Annotated in this window: 22 protein-coding genes; 6 read left to right on the plus strand and 16 right to left on the minus strand. The window is 62.0% G+C overall.

From position 1 onward, the window contains the following. Window positions 1–22: 22 nt before the first annotated feature. From DCO57_RS18570 to DCO57_RS18580, 3 genes are read right to left on the minus strand one after another with little or no spacing between them, the layout of a single operon-like run. A complete protein-coding gene (locus tag DCO57_RS18570; RefSeq protein ID WP_116700411.1) occupies window positions 23–538 on the minus strand; it encodes a flavin reductase family protein in 516 nt (171 codons plus the stop codon). Continuing rightward, window positions 538–1,428 carry an aldo/keto reductase gene (locus tag DCO57_RS18575; RefSeq protein ID WP_116700412.1) on the minus strand — a complete coding sequence of 297 codons (891 nt, stop codon included), beginning with the start codon at window positions 1,426–1,428 and terminating at the stop codon, window positions 538–540. The genes DCO57_RS18570 and DCO57_RS18575 overlap by 1 nt, the downstream gene beginning before the upstream one ends. Beyond that, window positions 1,428–2,582: an LLM class flavin-dependent oxidoreductase gene (locus DCO57_RS18580; RefSeq protein WP_116700413.1), complete on the minus strand. Its 1,155-nt coding sequence runs from the start codon at window positions 2,580–2,582 to the stop codon at window positions 1,428–1,430. Before DCO57_RS18580 ends, DCO57_RS18575 begins: the two co-directional genes overlap by 1 nt. Window positions 2,583–2,810: 228 nt before the next feature. Here DCO57_RS18580 and DCO57_RS18585 point away from each other — a divergent pair, with 228 nt between their 5' ends. Continuing rightward, complete coding sequence (locus tag DCO57_RS18585; protein WP_116700414.1) at window positions 2,811–3,521, plus strand: GntR family transcriptional regulator; 711 nt, start codon at window positions 2,811–2,813, stop codon at window positions 3,519–3,521. 40 nt (window positions 3,522–3,561) lie between these two features. Next, window positions 3,562–4,686, plus strand: coding sequence for a Gfo/Idh/MocA family oxidoreductase (locus DCO57_RS18590; protein ID WP_116700415.1), 1,125 nt, complete (start codon window positions 3,562–3,564; stop codon window positions 4,684–4,686). Window positions 4,687–4,751: 65 nt separating this feature from the next. Here the strand turns inward: DCO57_RS18590 and DCO57_RS18595 are convergent, their stop codons facing one another. Next, window positions 4,752–5,183 (minus strand): hypothetical protein, encoded by a 432-nt coding sequence (locus DCO57_RS18595; protein WP_116700416.1) that lies wholly within the window; start codon window positions 5,181–5,183, stop codon window positions 4,752–4,754. Window positions 5,184–5,396: 213 nt separating this feature from the next. Between DCO57_RS18595 and DCO57_RS18600 the strand changes: the two genes are divergently transcribed. Beyond that, entirely contained in the window at window positions 5,397–8,006 is a 2,610-nt protein-coding gene (locus DCO57_RS18600; protein ID WP_116700417.1) for an SH3 domain-containing protein, read from the plus strand. A gap of 272 nt (window positions 8,007–8,278) precedes the next feature. Beyond that, a complete protein-coding gene (locus DCO57_RS18605; RefSeq protein ID WP_116700418.1) occupies window positions 8,279–9,067 on the plus strand; it encodes a class II glutamine amidotransferase in 789 nt (262 codons plus the stop codon). A 94-nt stretch (window positions 9,068–9,161) separates the two neighbouring features. Here the strand turns inward: DCO57_RS18605 and DCO57_RS18610 are convergent, their stop codons facing one another. The 12 genes from DCO57_RS18610 to DCO57_RS18665 all read right to left on the minus strand — a co-directional run bounded on the left by DCO57_RS18610 (window position 9,162) and on the right by DCO57_RS18665 (window position 20,720). Beyond that, on the minus strand, window positions 9,162–9,677 hold the full coding sequence (locus DCO57_RS18610; RefSeq protein WP_116700419.1) for a hypothetical protein: 516 nt from the start codon (window positions 9,675–9,677) through the stop codon (window positions 9,162–9,164). Between the two features lie 11 nt (window positions 9,678–9,688). Beyond that, entirely contained in the window at window positions 9,689–10,291 is a 603-nt protein-coding gene (locus DCO57_RS18615; RefSeq protein ID WP_116700420.1) for a hypothetical protein, read from the minus strand. Beyond that, window positions 10,288–10,890 carry a hypothetical protein gene (locus tag DCO57_RS18620; RefSeq protein ID WP_116700421.1) on the minus strand — a complete coding sequence of 201 codons (603 nt, stop codon included), beginning with the start codon at window positions 10,888–10,890 and terminating at the stop codon, window positions 10,288–10,290. Before DCO57_RS18620 ends, DCO57_RS18615 begins: the two co-directional genes overlap by 4 nt. A 1-nt stretch (window position 10,891) precedes the next feature. Next, entirely contained in the window at window positions 10,892–12,115 is a 1,224-nt protein-coding gene (locus DCO57_RS18625; RefSeq protein WP_116700422.1) for a HupE/UreJ family protein, read from the minus strand. Next, window positions 12,115–14,604, minus strand: coding sequence for an ATP-binding cassette domain-containing protein (locus DCO57_RS18630; RefSeq protein WP_116700423.1), 2,490 nt, complete (start codon window positions 14,602–14,604; stop codon window positions 12,115–12,117). The genes DCO57_RS18625 and DCO57_RS18630 overlap by 1 nt, the downstream gene beginning before the upstream one ends. After that, window positions 14,601–15,569, minus strand: a complete 969-nt coding sequence (locus DCO57_RS18635) for an ABC transporter permease (RefSeq protein ID WP_116700424.1) — start codon at window positions 15,567–15,569, stop codon at window positions 14,601–14,603. The genes DCO57_RS18630 and DCO57_RS18635 overlap by 4 nt, the downstream gene beginning before the upstream one ends. 18 nt (window positions 15,570–15,587) lie before the next feature. Next, complete coding sequence (locus DCO57_RS18640; protein WP_116700425.1) at window positions 15,588–17,267, minus strand: ABC transporter substrate-binding protein; 1,680 nt, start codon at window positions 17,265–17,267, stop codon at window positions 15,588–15,590. A gap of 422 nt (window positions 17,268–17,689) precedes the next feature. Next, window positions 17,690–18,061, minus strand: coding sequence for an STAS/SEC14 domain-containing protein (locus tag DCO57_RS18645; protein ID WP_116700426.1), 372 nt, complete (start codon window positions 18,059–18,061; stop codon window positions 17,690–17,692). A gap of 148 nt (window positions 18,062–18,209) precedes the next feature. Further along, window positions 18,210–18,827 (minus strand): HD domain-containing protein, encoded by a 618-nt coding sequence (locus DCO57_RS18650; RefSeq protein ID WP_116700427.1) that lies wholly within the window; start codon window positions 18,825–18,827, stop codon window positions 18,210–18,212. A 91-nt stretch (window positions 18,828–18,918) separates the two neighbouring features. Then, entirely contained in the window at window positions 18,919–19,497 is a 579-nt protein-coding gene (locus DCO57_RS18655; RefSeq protein ID WP_116700428.1) for a helix-turn-helix transcriptional regulator, read from the minus strand. 46 nt (window positions 19,498–19,543) lie between these two features. Next, window positions 19,544–19,915 (minus strand): VOC family protein, encoded by a 372-nt coding sequence (locus DCO57_RS18660; protein WP_208978035.1) that lies wholly within the window; start codon window positions 19,913–19,915, stop codon window positions 19,544–19,546. Window positions 19,916–20,093: 178 nt separating this feature from the next. After that, window positions 20,094–20,720, minus strand: a complete 627-nt coding sequence (locus DCO57_RS18665; RefSeq protein ID WP_116700430.1) for a DapH/DapD/GlmU-related protein — start codon at window positions 20,718–20,720, stop codon at window positions 20,094–20,096. 387 nt (window positions 20,721–21,107) lie between these two features. On the opposite strand from DCO57_RS18665, the gene phnC reads away from it, so the two are divergent. Both phnC and phnD read left to right on the plus strand, forming a co-directional pair. Then, window positions 21,108–21,938: a phosphonate ABC transporter ATP-binding protein gene (gene phnC, locus DCO57_RS18670; protein ID WP_116700431.1), complete on the plus strand. Its 831-nt coding sequence runs from the start codon at window positions 21,108–21,110 to the stop codon at window positions 21,936–21,938. Between the two features lie 58 nt (window positions 21,939–21,996). Further along, window positions 21,997–22,914: a phosphonate ABC transporter substrate-binding protein gene (gene phnD / locus DCO57_RS18675; protein WP_116700432.1), complete on the plus strand. Its 918-nt coding sequence runs from the start codon at window positions 21,997–21,999 to the stop codon at window positions 22,912–22,914. The last annotated feature ends 32 nt before the right edge of the window (window positions 22,915–22,946 follow it).

A 22,946-nucleotide genomic window follows, 5' to 3' on the forward strand; every position in this document is an offset into this window, starting at 1 on the left:
ATCGATCGCCCCGGCGCCGGTTCTATTGTGGTGCGATTTGACCCAGTTTGCCTGCAAAAAAGGTAAGCGCATCTCCCTTGCGCATTTCCGCCTGCAAAACTTCTCCAAGAACGATCAGGTGATCGCCTCCCTCATAGGCCGTGAACCGTTTGCATTCGAAGCGCGCCAGGCAGTTTTCGATCAGCGGAACGCCGTTGCCGTCCACTTCATAGCTCAGTTGATCGAAGGCGTGGGCGTTGCGCACGAAACCGCTGCATACTTCGGCCTGCTCGCGGCTGAGCACGTGAATGGCATAGTGTTCGGCGGTTTCGAAATAGCGGAACCGCCGCGAGCCCTTGTCCGGCATCCACAGAACCAGCGGCGGTTCCAGGGAGACGGAGGAGAAGCTGTTGGCCGTGATGCCGACGGGACCGTCCTCCGAACCGGTGGTCACGACGGTGACGCCGGTGGCGAACCGCCCGAAGGCATCGCGCAGCAGGCGGGTGTTTTCTGCATCGGGCTCGAATGTGACTGTATGTTTGGCGCTCTGCATGGTCATCACGGAACCTCTTGTCCGAGGGCCGCCTCGTACAGGCGGTACCAGGTTTCACGATCCAGATCGACTTTCAGCGCATCCGAGATTTTCGCGATCCGCTCCGGATTGTTGGTGCCCAGAACCGGCAGAAGCTGTGCCGGGTGGGCCAACAGGAAGGCGACGGCCACCGCCGAGCGGTCGACGCCGAACTGTCCGGCCAGTTCATCCAGGACGGCGCCGAGCTGGCCGCCTTCGGAAATCAGCGTACCGCCGCCGAGAGGAGACCAGGCCATCAGCCGTGTGCCGAGCCTCTGATGAAAGGCGAGGTCGCCATTGGTGAACGGTGAGATTTCCTTGAGGGAAATCTCGATCTGGTTGGTCACGAGCCGGTTCGACATGGCCGACTGCAGCAGGTCCCAGTCCCAGGGGCGGAAGTTGGACACACCGACGGCCTTCACCTTGCCGCTCTTCACCAGCCCGTCGAGCGCAGCGCCTGTCTCATGATGGTCCATCAGCGGGTCCGGTCGATGGATCAGCAATAGATCGATGGTCTCGATACCCATGTCCGCAAGGGACGTCTCAACCGACTTTTCGATATGTGCCCGCGAGGTGTCGTAATATTTCACCGCCTTGTCCGCATAGCGTCCGGCGGGGGCGACGATATCGCATTTGGTGACGATTTCCATGCGCTCGCGCAGCGAAGGACTGGCCTTGAGGGCGCCTCCGAGCACCGCTTCCGCGGTGTAGCCGCCATAGATATCCGCCTGATCGAAAGTGGTGATCCCCTGATCGAGGCAGAGCCGGATCTTCCGCTCCACATGCGCGGGCGAGGTGTCGGCATCGTCGCCGATGCGCCACATGCCGTAGATCAGGCGGGAAAACTCGAGGGTGTCTGAAATTCTGACGCGTTCCATTAGCGGCGTACTCCATTGCCAAGCGGGGTGGCGGGGGTGTCGGCGGGAACACGGCCATAGGCTTCCGGCAGCGAGCAGGTCTTCAGGTGCGGCATGACCCGCGTGCCGAAGTGCTTCGCCTCTTCCATGTGCGGATAGCCGGAGAAGATGAAGGCCCGGATGCCCATTTTCTGGTAGGCCTCGATCTTGGACAGGACCTGATCGGTGGATCCCACAAGTGCTGCGCCGCAGCCGGAACGTGCCCGCCCGACACCGGTCCACAGATTGGGTTCGATATAGCCGAACTCGTCGGCGACCTCGCGGTTTTTCGCCTGATGGCTCACACCGAGAGACCGGGCGTCGAGAGCCCGCTCGCGAATGGCCGTTCCCTGGGCGTCATCCAGTTTCGAGACGATGTAGTCTGCGTATTCCTGGGCTTCCTTTTCCGTGTCGCGCACGATCATGTGCACCCGCAGCCCGTAATCCAGGGTGCGGTCGTATTTTTCCGCCACCGTATTGACCGCCTTCATGCGGCCCGCAAGCTCTTCCATCTTTTCCGGCCACATCAGATAGACGTCGCAATGCTGGCCGCAGAGTTCGAGCGCCGCGGGAGAGTAGCCGCCGAAATAGAGAAGCGGGCCGCCCGTCTGATAGGGGCGGACCGGATCGGTGGTCAGCCCCTTGAAGGAATAGATCTCGCCTTCATGGTCGATTTCGTCGCGTGTCCAGGCCTGCTTCAGGATTTCGACCACTTCGCGCGAGCGCTGGTAGCGGTAGGTGCTGTCTGCCTGCTCCCCCGGAAAATCGGAAGAGATGATATTGACCGTTAGCCGGCCCTCGAGCATGTGGTCGAGCGTCGCGATGGTCCGTGCCAGCATGATCGGCTGCATCTCTCCGCAGCGCACGGCGGCCAGAAGATTGATCCGGTCGGTGATCGGCGCGCAGCCGGCGACAAAGGACAAGGTGTCCTGGCCGACCTGATAGGAAGACGGGCAGAGGATGTTGCGGAAGCCCTGCTCCTCTGCGGTCTTCACGATCGATGAGCAATGCTCCCAGGAGGACCGCAGATGGCCTTCCGGGACGCCCAGGAACTGGTAGTCGTCGGAACATAATGCCGCGAACCAGGACACTTCCGCAGCATCGAGATCCGGCGACGTTACTGGGACAATGGTCATATAGGGCCTCCCTGGAACAGCCTGCCATGTGCGAACCGCATGACGGCAGGCTGAGCAATCCTCACAAAGCCGGAACGTTCTGACTGCGGTCCGTTGGACGTCAGCCGTTCCGGAGTTTTCGTTTGTTTTCGATTGGCTTCACTTTGCCTTCGATTTCTTCTTGCATATCACCCGTTTTGATGTAAATCAATAGTGTATCAATTTTGCAGAATAGGCAAATCCACCGCCATGCCCACGGCCTCGCAAACCGCCAATGCACTGCCGCTATATGTGCAGATTAGCGAGCTTTTGATCCGCGATATCGCCGCCGGGAGGCTGATCGACGGCGAGCGTCTGCCCCCGGAAAGGGACATGGCAGAGGAGCTGGGAATCTCGATCGGTACCCTGCGCAAGGCGCTGGCGGATCTTACGGAAAAAGGCTTACTCGAGCGGGTGCAGGGTTCGGGAAATTACATACGTCAGGGCGGCACCGGCGGCAGCGTCTACGCGATGTTCCGCCTTGAGCTGCTTTCGGGCGGCGGCCTGCCGCGTGCCGACATCCTGGACGTCGACCGGCTGAAGAAACCGGAGGACCTGCCGGTCTTCGGCACCAGCGGGGAGGGAACCCGTATCCGGCGTCTCAGATATCTCAACGATGTCATCATCGCGGTGGAGGAAATCTGGCTCGATGGAGATGCCGGGGTGGTGAGGCGGGAGTTCCTGTCCGATTCCCTCTACCGCTTCTACCAGAAGCACCTCGGGTTCTGGATCTTGCGTGCGGAAGACCGGGTCACCATCGGCGAGGTGCCCGGCTGGGCGCCGCCGGAATTCACCAGGGCGCCCGGTACGGTTACCGGCTACATCGAGCGCTTCAGTTGGGCGGACAGGCCCGAACCGGTCGAATATTCGCGAACCTGGTTCGATACGGACAGGGCGCATTACGTACAGCGGTTGAAATAGACAGGCGGGCGTAAAGACCCGCCATCCAAGGAGAACTCAAATGCCTGCGAAGGTAAGATATGGCGTGATCGGCTGTGGCATGATGGGGCAGGAGCATCTGCGCAACATTGCCCTTCTTCCGGATACCGAGGTGACGGTGATTTTCGAACCCGATCCCGAGATGGCCAGGGCCGCTGCGGAACTTGTGCCGGGTGCCACATTCGCGGGGTCCGTGGAGGAGCTGCTGAACGTGGAAGCGCTGGACTGCCTTCTGATCGCCAGCCCGAACCACTGCCATCTGCCGCAGATGGAGGAAATCCGCAAAAGACGCCCTCTGCCGCTGCTGGTCGAAAAGCCGCTTTTCACCGACCCGAAGGATAGTGCCGGGCTGGATGCCTTCAGGGCGTCCTATCCGGCGCCGGTCTGGGTGGCGATGGAATACCGCTACATGCCGCCCATCGCGGCACTGGTCGAGCGCGCCGAGGAGGTCACCGGCGGAATCCGAATGCTGACGATCCGCGAACACCGCTTTCCCTTTCTGCACAAGGTCGGCGCCTGGAACAGGTTCAACCGCTACTCCGGTGGAACCTTCGTCGAGAAATGCTGCCACTTCTTCGATCTCATGCGGCTGATCATGAAGTGCGAGCCAGTGCGCGTCATGGCCTCTGCCGGCCAGGACGCCAATCACAAGGACGAGATATACGATGGCGAGCGTCCGGATGTGCTCGACAACGGCTATGTGATCGTCGATTTCGAGAACGGCGCGCGCGCCATGCTGGAATTGTGCATGTTCGCCGAAGGCTCGCGCTATCAGGAAGAGGTTTCCGCCGTCGGACCGCAGGGCAAGGTGGAAGCCTTCGTGCCGGGCCCCGGCCGGTTCTGGCCACAGGATCTCGGGGAACCGCCTGTGCCGATGCTCGTCGTTTCGCCGCGCTCTCCGAAGGGGCCGCGCCGGATCGATATTCCCGTCGATCCGTCCATACTCGAGGCCGGTGACCACAATGGCTCGACCTTCTATCAGCATGCCGGATTTGTCGCGGTGGTGCGTGGCGAGAAGGACGTTCCGGACGTGACGCTGGAAGATGGCCGCCGCGCGGTCGAAATGGGTCTCGCCGCACAGCAGTCCGCCCGCAGCGGTCAGGCCGTCTCAATGGCGGCAGAGAGTCTGTCCTCGGTCGCCTGCTAGAACGGGAAACGAACCGGACATAAGGATCGGGAGCCGGCGTGGCAGCGGTCACGCCGGCCTTTTGCCTACCAGGGGTTCGCGGGCAGGAACGTGCGTACGGAATCCGAGCTGAACCCGTCGCGGCCCCGGCGCATGTTCAGGGCCTTGATGGGAAACTGATAGTTGCGCCCGGTATCGGTTTTCCGGCATTGCTGCTTGCGGTACTCGAACTGGCCGGGTCTGCCCATGTGGTTCTGAATCAGAACGCAGAACACGTCATAACGGCCATTGATCTCCACGTCGCGAACCGCGCCCTGCGCAACGATCACCTGCTTGTGGCGGGTGAAGGATTTGTCGAACAGCAGAAAATTGCAGTATTTCGAATGCCCGCCCGGGCTGCGTGTGCTCTCGCAATAGAAAATTTCCGCATGCGCCCGCTCCGGCGGGGCAATGCCGAGAGAACCGGTCCACACCAGTCCCGCCAGAATGACAGTCAGGAAGCCGCGGGATATTTGCATTCTGGTAAACTCCTTGGGTTCTGTCGGACAGATGCACAACGTCATGGTGCAGACATGATTGTCACTCTATCTGACAATTACCTGTGACGCGCCGCACTGGAAACAGTAGGATCGTTTTTTTAACGTTTAGGTCCGGGTGCCTGTCTGACAGCCCGAAATCGGCCATCAAGCGGGAACGCCATGGCGCGATACGAATTGTTTTGGGAGGCTCTCATGCGCAAGACCGTTTCTGTTGTCCTTTCCTCCGCACTGCTGGTTCAGTCGGTTCTGGTGAATGGTGTTCTGGCCGCACCGGCGGTGACGACGGCCAATGTCAACTTCCGGCAGGGGCCCGGAACCGGGTACGGCTCCTTCGGCACGGTCCCGAGCGGCACCCCGGTGGAGCTGGAAAACTGCGATGAGGGCGGTGCATGGTGTTCCGTCAGTTATGACGGCCGGAACGGCTTCGTCAGCGGCCGGTACCTGCAGCTGACCGAAGCCGAGAAAACGACCGGCTGGCCCCGTTCGTTCCAGACGGATGCCGGTGCGTCGCTCGTGCTTTACCAGCCGCAATTCACCGCCTGGGACAATTTCAAGACTCTCAAGGCGCTGGTCGCCGCCGAATATCTTGAAAACAAGGACGCCAAGCCGGTCTTTGGCGTCATCGGCGTGAGCGGTCAGACCGTTGCGGATACCGAAAAGGGCGAGGTCGATATCAGCGCGATAGAGGTGACGGAGCTTGATTTTTCCGCACTTGGCCGCAGCGCGCTCACGGATCTGTCCCTGCAGGTTGGCAAGATCATGCCGACCGGTACGATCACCGTGAAGGAGGACCGGATCACCGCGGGTCTCGCCGAATACCAGCGCGTGGAGGACGTTCAGGGTCTGAACGCCAAGGCCCCGCCGATCCATGTCTCCACGGAACCGGCCATTCTGGTGCAGACGGAAGGAGCGCCCGTCTTTGCGCCGGTCAAGGGTGTGCAGGGCCTCAGCTTCGTCGTCAATACCAACTGGGATATCCTCAGGGTCGACGAGACAGAGGCGCTTTACCTGCGCGATGAAAAGGCCTGGCTGACAACGACAGACGTTTCGTCGGGCTGGCAGCCGGTCGAAGAACTCCCTGACCTGATCGGGTCACTGCCCGATGACGACAACTGGAAGGAAACCCGCGAGGCCGTTCCGGGCGAGCCGTTTCCGGACAACCAGCCGCCAAAGGTGATCTATTCCGATCAGCCGGCGGAAATGATCGTTTTCGACGGCACGCCGAAGCTGGAGCCGGTCGAGGGCACGGGCCTGGAATGGGCCTCCAACACCGACAGCGATGTGTTTTTCCTGAAATCCACGTCCACCTGGTACATCCTTGTCTCCGGCCGCTGGTTCAGGTCGGCCTCGCTTGAGGATGGGCCGTGGACCTTTACCACGCCGGACATGCCGTCCGACTTCCTGAACATTCCCGAGGACGCACCCTATTACTCGGTTCGGGCCTCCATTCCCGGCACATCCGAAGCTTCCCAGGCCCGTCTGAAAGCCAGCATTCCCACGACGGCGCGGGTGGAGGTGGGCTCGCTCAGCACGGAGGTCGCCTACGCGGGTGATCCGGAATTCGAGCCGATCGAGGGCACTTCCATGTCCTATGCGGTCAACACCAATGATCAGGTGATACAGGTCGGCACGAAATACTACGTGCTGCAGGACGGTGTCTGGTTCGTGGGCGACACTCCGCAAGGGCCGTTTGCGGTCGCCACGGCGGTCCCGGACGAGATCTACACCATCCCACCGTCCTCGCCGGTCTACAACACCACATATGTCCGGATCTACGAGAGCGAGCCTGACGCGGTCTGGTACGGCTACACGATGGGCTACCTGACGGGATATCTGGCCTGGGGCGTCTTCGTCTACGGCTCGGGTTACTATTACCGCCCATGGTACCGGCCCGGCTACCGGCCGATCTATTTCCCGAGGCCGGTGACCTACGGCATCGGCGCCTTCTACAATCCGGTCCGCGGGACCTATGGCCGTTACGGCTACGCCTACGGACCGGCACGGGGCATCGCCGGCGGCGGCATCTACAATCCGCGCACCGGCGGCTATATCCGCGGAGGGGCGGTCAGCGGGCCGCGCGGCAGTGCCGGCTTCATCTCCGCCTATAACCCGCGCACCGGCAACCGTGTCGTCGCAGGTGGGGCGCGTGGCATTTACGGCTCCTGGGGCGGCAAGGTCGTGTCCGGACCGCAATGGTCGCGGACCCACGATCTTCAGGCCGGTGCGGTCAAGCGCTGGCAGCAGGAAGGCGCTGCCGGCCGGCCGGCAAGTCTCGGCCGTCGCGGCGATGTCTTCGCCGGACGGGACGGTGCGGTCTACCGCCGAAACGGCGAGAGCTGGCAGAAATTCGAGGGCGGGCGCTGGGGCGACGTCGCAGCGCCATCGCGCGAAAACATTCAGGACAGGCTTGGGAGAGCGGGCGCAGGCACAGGGGCGGCTCTGGCGAACCGGCCCGCCGGTGACAGGGTCCGGAACCGGCCCAGTGGCGGAGATCGCCCCAACCTGCAGCGTCCCAATGTACAGCGCCCGAACGTGCAAAAACCGAACGTGCAGCGGCCAGCACAACGCCCGGCCGTCCAGCGACCGGCTCAGCGTCCGGCGACCCAGAGGCCGGCGTTGCAAAGACCGCCGGCACAAAGACCGAATGTGCAGCGGCCGGTGCAACGGCCTCAGGCCCCGGCGCATCTGAACCGGGACAGCAGGGCGCGTCAGGCCGGCAACCAGCAGATCAACCGCAATCGCAATGTGCAGCGCTCGCGTCCACAGCCGCATCGGGGTGGTGGTGGCGGCCGCCGCCGCTGACATCCCGGTTGTCCGCGTCCCAGGGCATCCATGAGCGGCGGGCCCGAGTTGCATCGAGGTATTGGCATTCTTTCCGGTGAAGAACCCGGTTGTCCCGTCTGGACGGCACGCGGCTTTTCCGGTCTCATGCCTGCAAGTGTGGTCGGCAGGGGCATCGCGTTTGTGCGCGATCCCGGGCGTGTCCACGGAACGGCGGCGGCGCGGTTTTCATAAAAACGAGCTTCCGCCCATTAAGCGGCAGGGTGGACTGCCGTCTGAAGGAACGGAAGTGCATGTGCCGCTGGGCTGCCTGGAGCGGGGCTCCAAGATATCTTGAAGAGGTCATCTGCGATCCGGCCCATTCACTGATCGCACAAAGCCGCAACGCCGTTTCCTGCAAGACGGCCGTCAATGCGGACGGTTTCGGGATCTCATGGTATGGCGACCGGCAGATCCCGTGCCTCTACAAGGATGTGCGACCGGCCTGGTCGGATCCGAACCTGCTTCAGATCGCCCGGCATGTTCGTTCCGGGCATTTTCTGGCCCATGTCCGGGCATCGACCGGCACCGCCACGGCCCGCGACAACTGCCACCCCTTCACTCACGACCGCTGGACGTTCATGCACAACGGTCAGGTGGGCGGATACGACAAGGTCCGCCGGCGTCTCGACAACATGATCCCGGACGACCTCTACCGCAACCGCATGGGCGCGACGGACAGTGAGAGCCTGTTTCTGGTGGCTGTGGCCTATGGCCTCGACCTCCACCCGCGCGCGGCAATGGCCCGCGCAGTGTTCGAGACCGAGGCCCTTTCCAGATATGCCGGCACCGCGCCGCACATGCGCTTTGCCGCCGCGTGGTCGAACGGGGACGTTCTGTATGCAGCCCGCTACGCGTCGGACAGATTCGCGCCGACTCTCTATTACCGGGAGTTTGGCGACGGCGTGATGATCGTCTCCGAACCGCTCGACGGCGCCCGCGACTGCTGGCGGGAGGTTCCCCAGGGCCAGATGATCGAGGTGCGCGCCGGAAAGGTCGAGCAGATGGCCTTCCTGAGCGACGAGGAGCTGGTCGGTGCCTGAAGGTGACGGCTCCGCGGGGGCTTTCGGCCCGCGAAGCCATTTGCGGCAACCGGTCATCGCAGATGGCAGACTGCGGACGGCACCGGACTGACCGTCAGGCGTCGCTCAGAACGGTTGTTTCATAGACGTCGCTGCCCGCAAGCGGCAGCAGCCGGTGAGCCATTTCGTATTTCAGTTCTGTCAGGCGTGTTTCTTCCTCGGGCGTGCGGTCCTGCTTCTTGCCGAGAAGGACGAATTCCTCGCGCACAAGCCCCGGACGGATGACAGCTTCGACCAGCCGGCCGCGGTAGCCGAAGCGCCAGAGATAGGGGCCCGGCGGTGCGCTGATGACATCGGCGCCGCCAAGGCTCTTGTCGACGGTGAACCGGTCGCCGGACACCGCGCGCGTCACCATCTCGATGGCGTCCCGCCCGCCCGGTCCCGAAAAGGCCGTCAGCAACGTGACTTCCCGGCGCTCCGGCGGTGAGCTGTTCAGCAGCGGGAAGGCCGCCTGCATGGCCTTCAGCGCGTGAACGACACCGCCCGGAAAGCCGGGGCCGTGAAATTTCATCAGGTCGTTGAAGCTGAAGGTTATTTCCTGTCCGCTGTCGCGAACCGTAATGTTGTCCATTCTCAGGGTCCTCAGAGTTCCCGAAGCTGCGGAAGCAGGGCTTCGAGGAACTGCGTTGCAGCCGGCATGAAATGCGAGCCGTGGTGATAGCAGGGGTCGAGGGAGGTCGCGATGAGGCGCCCGGGGGCGTAGCTCTGCCTGTCCTCGAACATCAGCACGCCGATGTCATCTTCGATGAGAGCTTCCTGTTCGGGCTTCGGCGCGAAATGGCCGTGCAGGTGCCAGGTCGCCGCCGATGCCGTCATGTTCTTCATCAGCGCGTGCGAAGGGTTGGCAATGCGTGGTGCCGGACCTTTCTCACCGGTGATCCACCACCAGAAATTCGTCTGGCAGGGGGTGAACTCGATGCCGTCCAGCCAGCGGTCCGGAAAGATCTCTCCCATGACGATCAGGGTGCCGCCGCCCTGCATGTAGGCGACAAGCTGGCCCTTGAGGGGAGCGATCAGCAGGCTGTTCAGGCGGCAGGGCAGGAACAATATGTCGAAACGCGACAGATCCGTCTGCGCGACATCGCCGATATAGACGATCTCGTCGAAACAGGTTTCGAACGGCGCCTCGGTGAGCGTGCGGTGGTGAAAATAGGTTCCGCCGTCGATGGCGCCCACAAAGCTCATCGGATGCTCCTTTCGAAATGACTGAAGAACTGTTTCAGCACGCTCAGTCCTTCCGGGTCGGCCCGATGGAGGAAGGAAAAGAGGTCGTTGCCGGTGTGGACGAAGAGCTTTCCCCTGCCGACAGGAGCGATCCAGTCCACCGGGGCGCGGTCGATACCGATCGTCGTCAGAACAGTGGCTCCTTCCGGTGGCGGGTTGGTCCCGCGGCTGTAAAAGCCGGCGACGCCGCGCTGAAAGGTCAGGTCGTCCGAAGTCAGGCCGTCAAACAGCGCATGGCCGGCCTCGACATGAATTCTGAAGCTCTCCAGCCCGTTCTGGACAATCGGGCGAAACGGGGAAAGCCCGGTCAGGAAGGGATGGGCGACATGCCCGTTGAAAACAACCGAACCGCCACCTTCAAGGAAGCTCTCCAGCCGGGACGATACGCTCTGCAGATGCTTCTGGTCGGAATGCATGGTCAGCACGATGCCGTCATAGGCCGGGAGATCGCTGGATTCCAGGACCGGTTGCTGTGCGACGTCGAAGGTGTGTCCGCCGATATCGTCGACGTATTTCGGCGCTCCGTCCGGTGTGTTCAGAAGCCACAAGAACTTGCCCATGTCAGATGACCTTTCCAATGAGTTGCACGCGCTCGATCAGCCAGTAAGCCGCTATCACGATGGCGATCGACGCCCCTGCCAGTCTCAGTGCCCTGGGGAAATGAACGCCCGCGTTGCGGGAGAGCCCGAGCAGGGCGAAGACCACGGCCACGATTGCCAGCTGTCCGATTTCGACGCCGATGTTGAAGGAAAGAAGCGACAGGATCAGATCGGGTGACTGACGTCCGAGCACGTCGGCCAGGACGAAGGAAAAGCCGAACCCGTGCAAAAGCCCGAGACCGGCGGTGACGACGAGGCCGGGTCCCTGCGCCCGGCCGAGAAGGGCAACGGCACCCGCATAGATGATCGAGGCGGCGATCGCGGCCTCCACGGCGGGAATGAACCAGCTGGCTGAGGGAGCGAAGCCCAGAAAACCGGCAATCAGCGTGACCGTGTGGCCGATGGTGAAGCCGGAGACGGTCCAGATGAGGCGGGAAAGGGACGCGGAGGCGAGGACCAGGCAGATCACGAAGAGAACATGGTCGGGACCTTCCAGGATATGCTTCACGCCTTCGACGACATATCTGCCGATGGTTTCCGGCAGGCTGCGTTCCAGAATGACGGGATCAGTCAATTGTCCGCTGACATCCCGCATTTCGACGCCGCCGCCTTTCCAGTCAAGGAAGTGATTGTCGATGGAAATCTCGGCGGGGAGATCTATCTCCGGCAACCTGTTGCGGATGGCGACGGTCTGCGAAAGCGGGCCGAGAGCGATGGAGATATCGACCATCGCATCGGCGACATAGGGGGCAATGCCCGTCGTCTGTTCCAGCGCTGCCTCGGCGTCGCCGATATCCGCAAAGGGAGGCAGGTCCTGTTTCAGATGGACGGCCACCGCCTGCGGTGTCAGGTCGACGGCTTTGCCGCCGGAGAAGACTTCGTAGCCGTCGGCGATCTTGTTCATGAACACGTCCGGCCTTGCGGCGATAGCCCCGGTGTCCAGCCGGTAGATCCATTGCCCGTTGATCCGGCTGGCGTCGATGAAGTCCGACTCGATCGGCTCGTCAGGCCCGGACCGCGCGGCGAGTTCTTCCGCGAAGATGAGTGGAGCCGCGATGCGGATGAAGAGCCGTTCCTCCTCCCTGTCGAGCAGGAACACCCGATGCTGGCTGTTGGTCGCGAAATGGGCCATGGCTGCGGTAACCGGCAGCAGGAGTGCGAAAAGGATCAGGAGAAATCTGCGCACTAGGATATCCTCGCGCTGCTGGGGTGCTCGACGGCCTCGATGAGACGGCTGGTGTATTCATGGACGGGATTGAGGGCGACATCGTCGGCCTGGCCGAGTTCGACAACCACGCCGTCGCGCATGACGGCCACGCGGTCGCAGAAGTGGCGCGCCAGGACGATATCGTGGGTGATGAAAAGGATGCTCGTGCCCAGATCCCGGCGCATGTCTTCAAGAAGGTTCAGGATTTCCAGGCGGATCGACTGGTCGAGCATCGACGTCGGCTCGTCCGCGAGGATGACCTGCGGACGGGTGATCCGCGCCCGGGCAAAGGCGACACGCTGGCGTTGCCCGCCCGAAAGAGAGCCGACGCGGCGGTTCAGGAACACATTGTCGTCGGGCAGGTGGACGTCGCGCAGCGCGGTTGCGATATCCGCGGGCTTGCAGGTGCGTCCGGCGATCCGCAAGGGTTCGGCCACCGCTTCCATGACGCTCATGCGCGCGCTCAGGGACTGATACGGATCCTGGAAGATCATGTGGACCGGCGTGCCGGAGGCCCTGTGAAGTGGCTTGCCGTCGAAAAGGACAGCACCGTTATCCGGAGCATACTGGCCGAGCGACAGTCTGGCCACGGTCGTTTTGCCCGATCCCGATCCGCCGACAAGTCCCAGGACCTCGCAGCGGCGCAGTTCGACCGAGACCCCGCGCAGGGCATGGACGGGCCTTGCGCCCCGCAGTCGGGCAGCAAATCCCGCATTGAAGGACATCGAGACATTCTCGAGCGTCAGGATCCTGTCACCGGCGTGCGGGCCGCGCTGCCAGATCCGCGGTGCATGCAGCCTGGGGACCGATGCGAACAGGGCGCGGGTGTGCGGATGGCTGGCGTTTCGTTCCAGATCCCCTGGCGTTCCCGTCTCGACGATCACACCCTTTTCCATGATCGCCAGCCGGTCGGCCTCGGCGGCGATCAGCGGAAGGTCGTGGGTAATGAACACGATGGCGATGCCGAGCCTGGTTCGAAGGTGTGCGAAAAGCGCCATGATTTCGGCCTGAACGAGCACATCCAGACCGGTGGTGGGTTCATCGGCGATCAGCACTTTCGGATCGTTGGCAAGGGCAATGGCGATCACCACCCGCTGCCGCATTCCGCCGGACAGCTCGTGCGGAAAGGCCGCTGCACGGGACGGGTCGATCTGCACCAGCTGCAGCAGCCTGGCGACTTGGGCCGCCCCGCCTTGCCTGCCGTGTATCCTGAGTGCCTCGGAAATCTGCCAGCCGATGGTGCGCACCGGATTGAGCGCGTTCATCGCAGACTGCGGAACGAGAGCGATGCGGCTGCCCCGCAGGGCGCGCAGCCGGGCGTCTTCGGCACTGAAGAGATTTTCCCCGTCGAGCCAGACACCACCGCCGGTGATTTTTCCGGCCGGTGGCAGAAGCCGCAGCAGGGACATGCCCAGTGTCGATTTTCCGGACCCGGATTCGCCGACCAGCCCCAGGAGTTCCCCCTGTCTCAACTCCAGTGACACGTCCCTGACGGCGGGAACGGTTCCCTGTCCGGTCCGATAGGCAATGCTGACATGTTGCAGCGACAGAATCCCGTCCGAGGGCTCTTTCTCGACATCATCGAGCGCCCTGGCGTTCCGGTCGGCCCGGGGCGTCTTGTCGTCGCCGATGCCGTAGCCCATCAGCGCGAAGGCCACGACGGCAAGCGCAATCGCGATGCCCGGCGGCAGGATCCACCACACCCAGCTTTCCGTCAGGAAGGCGGTGCGCGCGTTGGCATGAAAGAGGATCGTGCCCCAGCTCTTGCGCAGGGGATCGCCGAGCCCGAGAAAGCTGAGCGAGCTCTCGATCAGGATCGCGTTATGGGCAACGCGCACGAACTGCGGCACGATCAGCGGTGCGAGGTCCGGCAGGAGGTGCTTGCGCGCGATCCAGGCAAATCCGCCCCCCATCGCTCGCGCTGCCTCCACATGCTCGGCGGATCGCAGACTGAGGACCTGGCTGCGCAGCTCACGCACCGGCTGTGCCCACATGACCAGCGTGATCACCAGAACCTGCACGGGCAGGGACGCCCCGAGAAACGTGCCCAGGACGATCACCAGCGGCAGGAAGGGCAGGGACATGATCACGTCGACGACGCGCATGGCCAGCTGGTCGGTCAGGCCGCCGTAATAGGCGGCCCCCACGGCGACCAATGTCGCAAGCGCCGTTGTCAGAAGGGCGGTGACGACGCCGACGCTGAGCGATATCCGGCCACCGGTCAGAACCCCGGCCAGGATATCCTGACCCGCGTCGTTGCACCCCAGAAGATGCGCCGCCGAGGGCGTTGCGAAAGGCTGGCAGACGATCTCCTGCGCCCCGTAGGCGAGCAGCATCGGGCCGAAAACCGCCGCGCCGATCATCAGGGTCAGGATGGTGAGGCCGGTCAGGCGGATCACCTGTTCAGCGGTCAGGGCACGACGGCCCGGTGCGCCGTAGATCCGGTTGGAGAGAACCGTGTCGCTCATGCCTGCCTCGCGCGTGGATCCAGAAGCGGATAGCCGAGATCGGCAGCGAGATTCGCCAGGACAACGCTCATGGTGGCCAGAAGAAAGACGCCCTGCAGAAGATTGTAGTCCCGGGCGCCCACGCCCTCGACGATCAGGCTGCCGATGCCCGGATAGGAAAAGACCGTTTCAATGACCAGTGCCCCGCCGACCAGATTGCCGATGCCGATCATGATGTTGGTGTAGATGGGCAGGCAGGCGTTGCGGAAGGCATGGGCGGTAAAGATACGATTCTCGCTTGCTCCCTTGGCCCGGGCGAAGGTGATGTAATCCTGGCCCAGGGCAATTGTCATGGCCGAACGCGCGGTCAGGAGGATGTTGGCTGTCTGGAACAATGTCAGGGCCGTGACCGGCATGATCAGCCGCAGGGCAACGCCGGAAACCCATTCCCATGACCCCGGCATGGCGGTCAGGGGCGCGGCGCCATAGGACGGCAACCAGCCGAGATGGGCCGAAAACAGCGTGATGAGCAGCATGGCGATCCAGAAGGGGGGCGCGGAGCCGAGAAACATCACGCCGACAAGGGACATGATGTCGAGCTTCCCGCCCTTCAGCCTGGCGGCGGCGACCCCGAGCACCGAGCCGACGATTGCGCTGATGGCCAGGGCCCACCCCATCAGCAGAAGTGTCCAGGGCAGGCGGGACAGAACCACGTCCCACACCGGCATGCCGAAGCTGACCGAGGTACCCAGGTCTCCCGAGAAGACGCCGCTGACATAGTTGGAAAATTGTGTGCCGAGGGGCAGGTCCAGACCGAATTCCCGCATCACCTGCGCATGTTCTTCCGGGCTCATGTTGACGAGCACGTCCTCGGGAAGAAGGAAATCGATGGGCTCCCCCGGCGCGATGCGGGGGAGCGCGAAATTGAGCGAAAGCGCAACGGCAAGGACGGCTGCATATTGCAGAACGATGCGAAGATAGACCATTGCGCCGGGCTCCCGATCTTACTCGGAAAGGAGCGGGGAGACTGTTTCGCCCCGCACCTCTTCCGGCAGGAAGGAATACTTGTGGAAGATCCCGTAACCGGTGGAAGGAACGTAGTTGTCATAGGCCTGCCAGCGGTAGGCAAAGACCGTTTCCGGATACCAGAGCATGACCCGGTTGGGGTACCTTGTCTGGTATTCCTGCAGCTCGTAGCTGATCTTCAGACGGTCCTCGCGGGTTTCCGCATCCAGCCAGCGGTCGACGATCGCCTTCTTGTCCTCGTCGAGCAGCATCTCGTTCTTGATGTCGCCCCGGTAGAGGATGACCAGCATGTCCTGGTCGGCAATGCCGTGCGGCGTGATGTCGGCAATGCGCAGGTCGAACTGGCGGGTACTCCACATCTGGCCCATGGAGCCGGGATCGATGGATGTGACCTTGACGCCGATACCGACCTCTTTCAGCTGTTCCGTGACGATTTCGGCCGCGCGCAGGAAAGTCGGCTGGTTCGAGGCGATCTTCAGGTCGAAGACCAGCGGCTTGCCGTCGGGCGTCTCGCGGACACCGTCTCCGTCGCGATCTTCATATCCTCCCTCGTCGAGCAACGACACGGCCAGCTCCGGATCGTAGCCGGCGGCAAGGTCGGGCTTCGTCCAGAAACTGTCCACATGCGGCCAGCCGTGACTGCCGGATTTGCCCTGGCCGAGGACCACACGCTCCAGCATCGGTTCCGGATTGATGGCCAGCGTCACGGCGCGGCGCAGCTCCCGGTCGTCGAAGGGTTTGCGGCCGACGTTGATATCCAGCCAGACGCCCCAGAGGGTGGGCGCGCTGACCATTTCGAGGGCGCTTTCGGTCTTCCACTGCTGAACAAGCTCCGGCGGCATCGGGCGGGCGGCGCCGTCGATCTCGCCGGTCTTCAGCGCTGTGAACATCGTCTGCGGATCCTTGATCATGACGATGTTGAGTTTCTTGACCGTCGGCTTGCCGCGCCAGTAGTTCTCGTTGGCCTCGAACTTGTAGTAGCGGTCCGCCTCGTAGTCGACGAGCCTGTAGGGGCCGGTGCCGATGCCCATGTCGGTGAAGGAGCGGGGATCCTCGACGCCTTCCCACTGGGCTTTCTGTATGATCGGCAGATCGGTCGCGGTGATACGGTCGAAATTCGGCATCGGCTTTTCCGATGTCAGGCGCACCTTGTAGGTATCGATGACCTCGATGCCGACCATGCGCGGTACCGAGGAGGCGTGGTGGGTCCAGCGGTTGGCCGGGCCTTCACGGTAGTACTCGAAGGTAAAGGCGACATCTTCGGCGGTGAATTCGCTGCCGTCGTGCCATTTCACGCCCTCACGCAGCTCGATTTCCCAAACGCGCGCGTCTTCGGAAACCTGGGTGATGGAGGTCGCCAGCCAGTCCTCCGCCTTGCCGGCATAGGGGGAGGGCTCGCGCAGCTTGTCGTAGACGAGCCAGAGGATCCAGTCGTTCCAGGAATTGCCGATGGTATAAGTGGTGACGTTGCCGGCCTTGACCCACATGCCGAGCGTCAGCTCGTCGGCTTCCTTCGGTCCGTCATTCTGCGCCGCACTGAGGTAAACCGCCGGCGGCGCCTTGTTGCCGGATTCTCCGGCGCCCTGCGCCAGGGCACCCGCCGCGGTCATCGCGGTGAACGCGCCGGCAGCGAACAGGCTGAAGCACTTTGTGATCATTGGAAACTCCTTGGTCAACGCGCAGAGCCTGGCGGTGCAAGGTGCAACTGGCTGGGCCACGGGTCTGTGTTTTTAGAAATCCGTTGGGCCCCGAATAGTAAAACATGAGTATGTAAGTCAAGTATGAACTTGATAAAAATACTCATGTTTAAAATAGTTCCAAAAGACAGCCCGCAATGCCCGAACCGGCCTTTTGTCCGCGGCGGGGCGCGACAGGCCTCAGTTTCCGGTCCGGATGGCCGGCTGGTTTGCAGGACGGGAAAAGAGCATGAAAGAGCGTCAGGTCAGCCGGACACGGCAGGCTGGATGCCTGAGCCTGTGCGCAGGCAATCCTGAGGGCAGGGCAACCTCGTGGGAGCTATTCGCAGGACGTGAAACAGGTAACGCGGTGCGCACCGTCATCACACTTCAGCATTCGATTGTCACGACGGGGAGCCGATCCATTGCCAGGCGGTCTCGATATCCTTCCTGTCGAAATGCTTTTCCTCGATACTGGCCAGCTTCGCGAAAGTGGCGTCCACCGCCACGAGGGCGGCAAGAAGCTTGCTGTCGCTCACGATCGCGATCTTTGTCAGGTGTTTCATGTTGGCGAGCATCCACTTCAGGTCCGCCGTCGCAGCTTCGAAGGAGGCGCCCACATGATCGCCCAGCACCACGAGCAGACTGATTCTGCCGTGTTCCCTGATCAGCTCTTCGGCCTTCGCCTCAAGCGCCCGCTCCTGGGCAATATCCACTTTTCCATTGATTTCGACACCCAGAACGGGGCCCCGGCTGCGCGGCAAAATGGTGTACATGATTGTTCCTCCGTAGAATTCCGACTCCGGACCTGAGCACCTGCGTCCGGTCGACCGCAGACGGAACGCTCCGCCTGCATGGGACGAATGCGGATGATTGTTTCCGGTCGCGGCAGTGTCGGAGCCGTGCTGCTGAGGAGTGTAGCAATCAATCGGCTTCAGCCGGAAAGTTTCCCGGCGATTGCACTCCGCCACCTTCCAGAATCCGGATCGTTTCGCGGGTGCCTGCATCGGCGCGCTCCCGGATCTGCCGTGTCAGCGGGTGATAATCAGTGCGGTCGCGTCCATAGGTCAGGTTGAACTCGTAGAACCCTGCGCTGGGCGGTGGCATGAGCAGATGCTGGAAGATGGTTTCCAGCTTGTCGAAAGCCTTGGCAAAACGTGCTTCCACAGTCGCGGCTTCGGCATATTCATCCCACAGGACAAGCAGTTGCTTTGCCAGATCCTGCGGGAGCGGAGCGCAAAGCGTCTGGAAATCAGCCCGCTCGCGCGCCTGACGGTTGTCGCCGGGCTGCTGCTCGGGAGCCGGAATGTCTCCGGAAATCGCTTCGCCGAGGTCGTGGATCAGGCAAAGTTTCAAGAGCTTGAGAAAGTCGATGTCTTCCAGCTCCTTCTCAAGAAGCAGCACCATGAGAGCCAGGCGCCAGCTGTGCTCGGCCGTGCTTTCGGGTCGGCCCTTGCGGGTCGAGCCGGATCGGATCGTGTCCTTCAGTTGTTCGGCGGACTGGAGAAACGTCAGGATGCCCGACAGGCGCTCATCGTCCATGCGCTGTCCTGATCTCGGAGGAGTGGGTGTCATCTGTGTCATGACGGAAAGACTACGGGCTTCGCGCCGACCAGACCATGGCGTGAATATTTTATGCAGGCTCCGTGCCGCGAGGGGCTTCGCGCACGAGGCGCACGAAGCTGCCGTCGGACAGCGGTAGCCGCGAAATCCTGATTCTGCTTTCGGGAATGAACATCTCCGGAAAATCCGCCGGCTCGGTCCCATAGACGATATCTGCCGGCAGTGGCTCGAACCAGCCGCGATCCACCAGCTGGAACTCCATTTCCCGGATGCTTTGCGAGGCGAACCGCCACAGCGGCCGGTTCATGAATTGCGCCACGGGCAGGTGCCACTCCCGTGCCCGCGCCGGAGAAATCGCCAGAAGCCTGTGAGTGAGATCGCAGACGAGATGGACCGGCACCGATGCCTGCGTAACCAGATCCAGCAGCGCCCTGTCGGCGGCTGTTTCCGGCCGGGCACGCAACAGCCGGGTGATTTTCAGTCTTTCCGCGCCGTCCGGCTGCGCAAGACCGCTTTCCCAGCGCGAGATCCTGCTCTGGGAGACGCCCAGATCATCCGCCAGCGCTTCCTGCTTGATACGGTTCAGCACGCGCCATCTGCGCAAGGAAGGCCCGAGGCTGGTTTCCAGGATTGCTGCTTCATTGGACATGCGGATGAGTTTAACGTCAAACAGGTCGCCTGGGGAGGGACATTTGTCAGTCTGTCGCCATTTGCCGACAGGCCCGGCTGGACACTTGAAGCGAATTGCCATCCGGATCCTTGGCATTCGCGAACTGGTAACCGTCTGCCTGATGCGGCGATCCGAAAACAAGGCCATGGCTCTTGGCCATTTCGCAAAATCCGGAAATATCCTTGACGTCAAAGACCAGTTTCACCGCCACCTGACCGAGTTTCTGGGCCTTGCCCGCCTTGTGCAGCAGCAGCCGCGTGCCGCCGTCCGCAGGGACCAGTTCCGTGATCCTGTCCGAAGGCGATCGCTGAACGGAAAATCCGAAGTGAAGCGCATAGAACGCTGCGCTGCGTTCCACATCCTTGACGTAGAGAATCACGCGGGTGAGTGGGGCCAAAATCGCGACCTAATCCTGTTTTGCCGGACGGAACGCGCTCTGGCAAACCGCGGCAACCGGCTGCAACGGCATCTGGCTTTGGGCATTTCCATCGGTCTTCATCCCGTAAGGTTCACGGCACCATATCAGCAGGCCGAACGGAATGAAAAGCGGGCCTCCCGGATGTCGATCAGCGGTCTTACCGGTATTTCTCGATAAACCCGTCGATCGGCAGGGCGCGGAAATCCGGCAGCCGCTCCTTGAGCTGCCCGTGGTTCCAGTCCCACCAGGCGATTTCCATGAGGGCTTCTTCCTGCGGAACCGTGAAGCGGCGCTTGATCGGTTTGGCGGGGACGCCGCCAACGATCGTATAGGGCGCGACATCCTTGGCAACGACAGCACCGGCGGCGATGATCGCGCCGGTGCCGATGGTCACGCCGGCAAGCACGGTGACATTGTGCCCGATCCACACGTCATGGCCGATGGTCACCCAGTCGTCCTTGCGCCACTGGAAGAAACCGGCGTCGTCCTCGCCCAGTCCGTAGGCGGCGGCGCGATAGGTGAAATGATGCTGGGACGCGCGCCAGGTGGCGTGATTGCCCGGATTGAGGCGGACCCGCCGGGCGATGGAGCAGAACTTGCCGATTGTCGACCAGACGACGTCACCTTCCTGAACGATATAGGAATAGTCGCCCATCCGGCTCTCGCGCATTTCCGTGAGGGCACCCACTTCGGTCCAGATGCCTAGTTCGCAATTCACGACGCTGGCTTCGGGGTGAACATTCGGGGTTTCGCTCAGAGCGGGTTTGTCGGTGGGGGCAGACATATCAAACTCCGGATGGAAGGCTGCGGACAGGCGGGAAGTGTTTGTAGAGGGCCGGGAGACGGGTTTGATGACGGTTTGATGTCGGTCCCATGACAGTATTCAGGTTTTTCAACATCCCGTCAGCGGAAAAAACAGAGATCTCCTGCGTGAAATTCCCCGCGGCAGCACCTTCTTGTCGTGAAGGTGGATCTTGTCGTCTTTCAGGGGGAGTGTCTGAGCAGGAAAGGGAATGAGAAGTCTCCTTGTTTGTTGATTGGATAGCTCTGCCGACTGTCATTTGTCTGTCATGAATCTTTAGTCGTGGAGACAGGTAATTGTCATCACTTTGTAATGTTGGGATGGCTCTTGTGCGCTGGCAGAACGAACAGCAACGGGCAGGACCGACGCGTGATTCAAATACGAGAAGTCACCAAGACCTTTGGGTCCCGGACAGCGGTCAACAAGGTCAGTTTTGATATCGACAAACCCATGATGGTCGGGATCATCGGCCGTTCCGGTGCGGGCAAATCAACCCTGCTGCGCATGATCAACCGGCTGACCCCGGCAACCTCCGGTCAGATCCTTTTCGAGGATCGCAATATCCTCGGCCTGAAGGGCGGCATGATGCGTCGCTGGCAGCGTGATTGCGCCATGGTGTTTCAGCAATTCAATCTGGTTCCGCGTCTCGACGTGGTGACGAATGTCATGCTCGGCCGGCTGAATGCCCATGGCACGCTCAGGAGCCTCTGCAATATTTTCGGCCAGGACGATGTCCGGAACGCCCTGGCCGCGCTCGACCGTCTCGGCATCGTTCAGGAAGCCACCAAACGCGCCGAGGAACTGTCCGGCGGCCAGCAACAGCGCGTGGCGATCGCCCGGGCTCTGATGCAGGACCCGCACATGATCCTGGCGGACGAGCCGATTGCCTCGCTCGATCCCATGAACGCAAAGATCGTCATGGATGCGCTGCGAGAGATCCATGAGCGTGACAACAAGATCGTCCTCTGCAACCTGCACACGCTCGATACGGCGCGCAATTACTGCGACCGGGTGATCGGCATGCGCGACGGCTACCTGGTCTTCGACGGCACGCCTGAAGAACTCACCACCGATGCCGCGCGCGAGATTTACGGCGCGAATGAAAGCTTTAACGAGGCTGCCACGTCCACAGCCATCGACGCCGGTCAGTCCCGGTTACAGGAATCCGCTGGAGCGATGACCCCGGCGGCGGCGGTTTAAGCCGCCCGTCCACCTTTGAAACGTCATCAACATTGAGAACTCTCGGGGAGTGTCCCAAATGAAAATCCTTGCCAAAGCTGCCGCGCTTGCTGCCGTCAGCATGATCGCTCTGAACGCCCCTGTTGCAGGTGCTGAAGAGATCACCGAATTCCGCATCGGCATCCTGGGCGGTGAAAACGCCTCCGACCGCCTGCGCGCCTATGAGTGCCTGGAAACCAAAACCGCCGAACTGCTTGGCGTTCCGGTCAAACTGTTTGCTCCGGCCGACTACAACGGCGTGATCGAAGGTCTGCTCGGCGGCAACCTCGACATGGCCTGGCTGGGCGCATCCGCCTATGCGAAGGTCCATCTGACCGATCCGGAAGCTGTTGACCCGGTTCTGGTCAAGGTCAACGTTGACGGCAGCTTCGGCTACTACTCGATCGGCTTTGCCCGTGTCGACAACGAGATCAACTCGCTGGAAGACATGAAGGGCAAGGTTTTCGGCTTCGGTGATCCGAACTCGACGTCCGGCTACCTGATCCCGTCCATCGCCATCCCGCAGGAAGGCTACTCCATGAAGCCGGGGGAATACTTCGGTGACGTGGTCTTCGTCGGCGGTCACGAACAGACGATCATCGCTGTCGTCAACGGCGACATCGACGCAGGTGTGACCTGGGCCGATGGCCTCGGCGAATGGGAAGACGGCTATAATTCCGGCGCCCTGCGCAAGGCGTCCGACGCCGGTCTGGTCGACATGACCGAACTGAAGGAAATCTGGCGCTCGCCGGTGATCCCGGAAGGTCCGATCGTTCTGTCCAAGAAGCTTCCGGAAGACGTCAAGATCAAGATGACCGCCCTGATGGCTTCGCTGAACTCCCTGGACCCGGAGTGCGCCTACACCGTTGCCGCCGGCGACACCAAGGGCTTCATGCCGATCACCCATGAAGCTTACGAGAACATCATCGCCGCCCGTAAGGCGAAAAACGAAAACTGATCGGTTCTCCGGAACCGGAACGCGGGCCGTCT

Origin of the sequence: Labrenzia sp. 011 (assembly GCF_003075075.1) — a bacterium.
Taxonomy (GTDB): domain Bacteria; phylum Pseudomonadota; class Alphaproteobacteria; order Rhizobiales; family Stappiaceae; genus Roseibium.

Coding starts and splice junctions, on each gene's coding strand:
- DCO57_RS18570 (WP_116700411.1), bottom strand. CDS start 538: ATGACCATGCAGAGCGCCAAACATACAGTCACATTCGAGCCCGATGCA.
- DCO57_RS18575 (WP_116700412.1), bottom strand. CDS start 1,428: ATGGAACGCGTCAGAATTTCAGACACCCTCGAGTTTTCCCGCCTGATC.
- DCO57_RS18580 (WP_116700413.1), bottom strand. CDS start 2,582: ATGACCATTGTCCCAGTAACGTCGCCGGATCTCGATGCTGCGGAAGTG.
- DCO57_RS18585 (WP_116700414.1), top strand. CDS start 2,811: ATGCCCACGGCCTCGCAAACCGCCAATGCACTGCCGCTATATGTGCAG.
- DCO57_RS18590 (WP_116700415.1), top strand. CDS start 3,562: ATGCCTGCGAAGGTAAGATATGGCGTGATCGGCTGTGGCATGATGGGG.
- DCO57_RS18595 (WP_116700416.1), bottom strand. CDS start 5,183: ATGCAAATATCCCGCGGCTTCCTGACTGTCATTCTGGCGGGACTGGTG.
- DCO57_RS18600 (WP_116700417.1), top strand. CDS start 5,397: ATGCGCAAGACCGTTTCTGTTGTCCTTTCCTCCGCACTGCTGGTTCAG.
- DCO57_RS18605 (WP_116700418.1), top strand. CDS start 8,279: ATGTGCCGCTGGGCTGCCTGGAGCGGGGCTCCAAGATATCTTGAAGAG.
- DCO57_RS18610 (WP_116700419.1), bottom strand. CDS start 9,677: ATGGACAACATTACGGTTCGCGACAGCGGACAGGAAATAACCTTCAGC.
- DCO57_RS18615 (WP_116700420.1), bottom strand. CDS start 10,291: ATGAGCTTTGTGGGCGCCATCGACGGCGGAACCTATTTTCACCACCGC.
- DCO57_RS18620 (WP_116700421.1), bottom strand. CDS start 10,890: ATGGGCAAGTTCTTGTGGCTTCTGAACACACCGGACGGAGCGCCGAAA.
- DCO57_RS18630 (WP_116700423.1), bottom strand. CDS start 14,604: ATGAGCGACACGGTTCTCTCCAACCGGATCTACGGCGCACCGGGCCGT.
- DCO57_RS18635 (WP_116700424.1), bottom strand. CDS start 15,569: ATGGTCTATCTTCGCATCGTTCTGCAATATGCAGCCGTCCTTGCCGTT.
- DCO57_RS18640 (WP_116700425.1), bottom strand. CDS start 17,267: ATGATCACAAAGTGCTTCAGCCTGTTCGCTGCCGGCGCGTTCACCGCG.
- DCO57_RS18645 (WP_116700426.1), bottom strand. CDS start 18,061: ATGTACACCATTTTGCCGCGCAGCCGGGGCCCCGTTCTGGGTGTCGAA.
- DCO57_RS18650 (WP_116700427.1), bottom strand. CDS start 18,827: ATGGACGATGAGCGCCTGTCGGGCATCCTGACGTTTCTCCAGTCCGCC.
- DCO57_RS18655 (WP_116700428.1), bottom strand. CDS start 19,497: ATGTCCAATGAAGCAGCAATCCTGGAAACCAGCCTCGGGCCTTCCTTG.
- DCO57_RS18665 (WP_116700430.1), bottom strand. CDS start 20,720: ATGTCTGCCCCCACCGACAAACCCGCTCTGAGCGAAACCCCGAATGTT.
- phnD (WP_116700432.1), top strand. CDS start 21,997: ATGAAAATCCTTGCCAAAGCTGCCGCGCTTGCTGCCGTCAGCATGATC.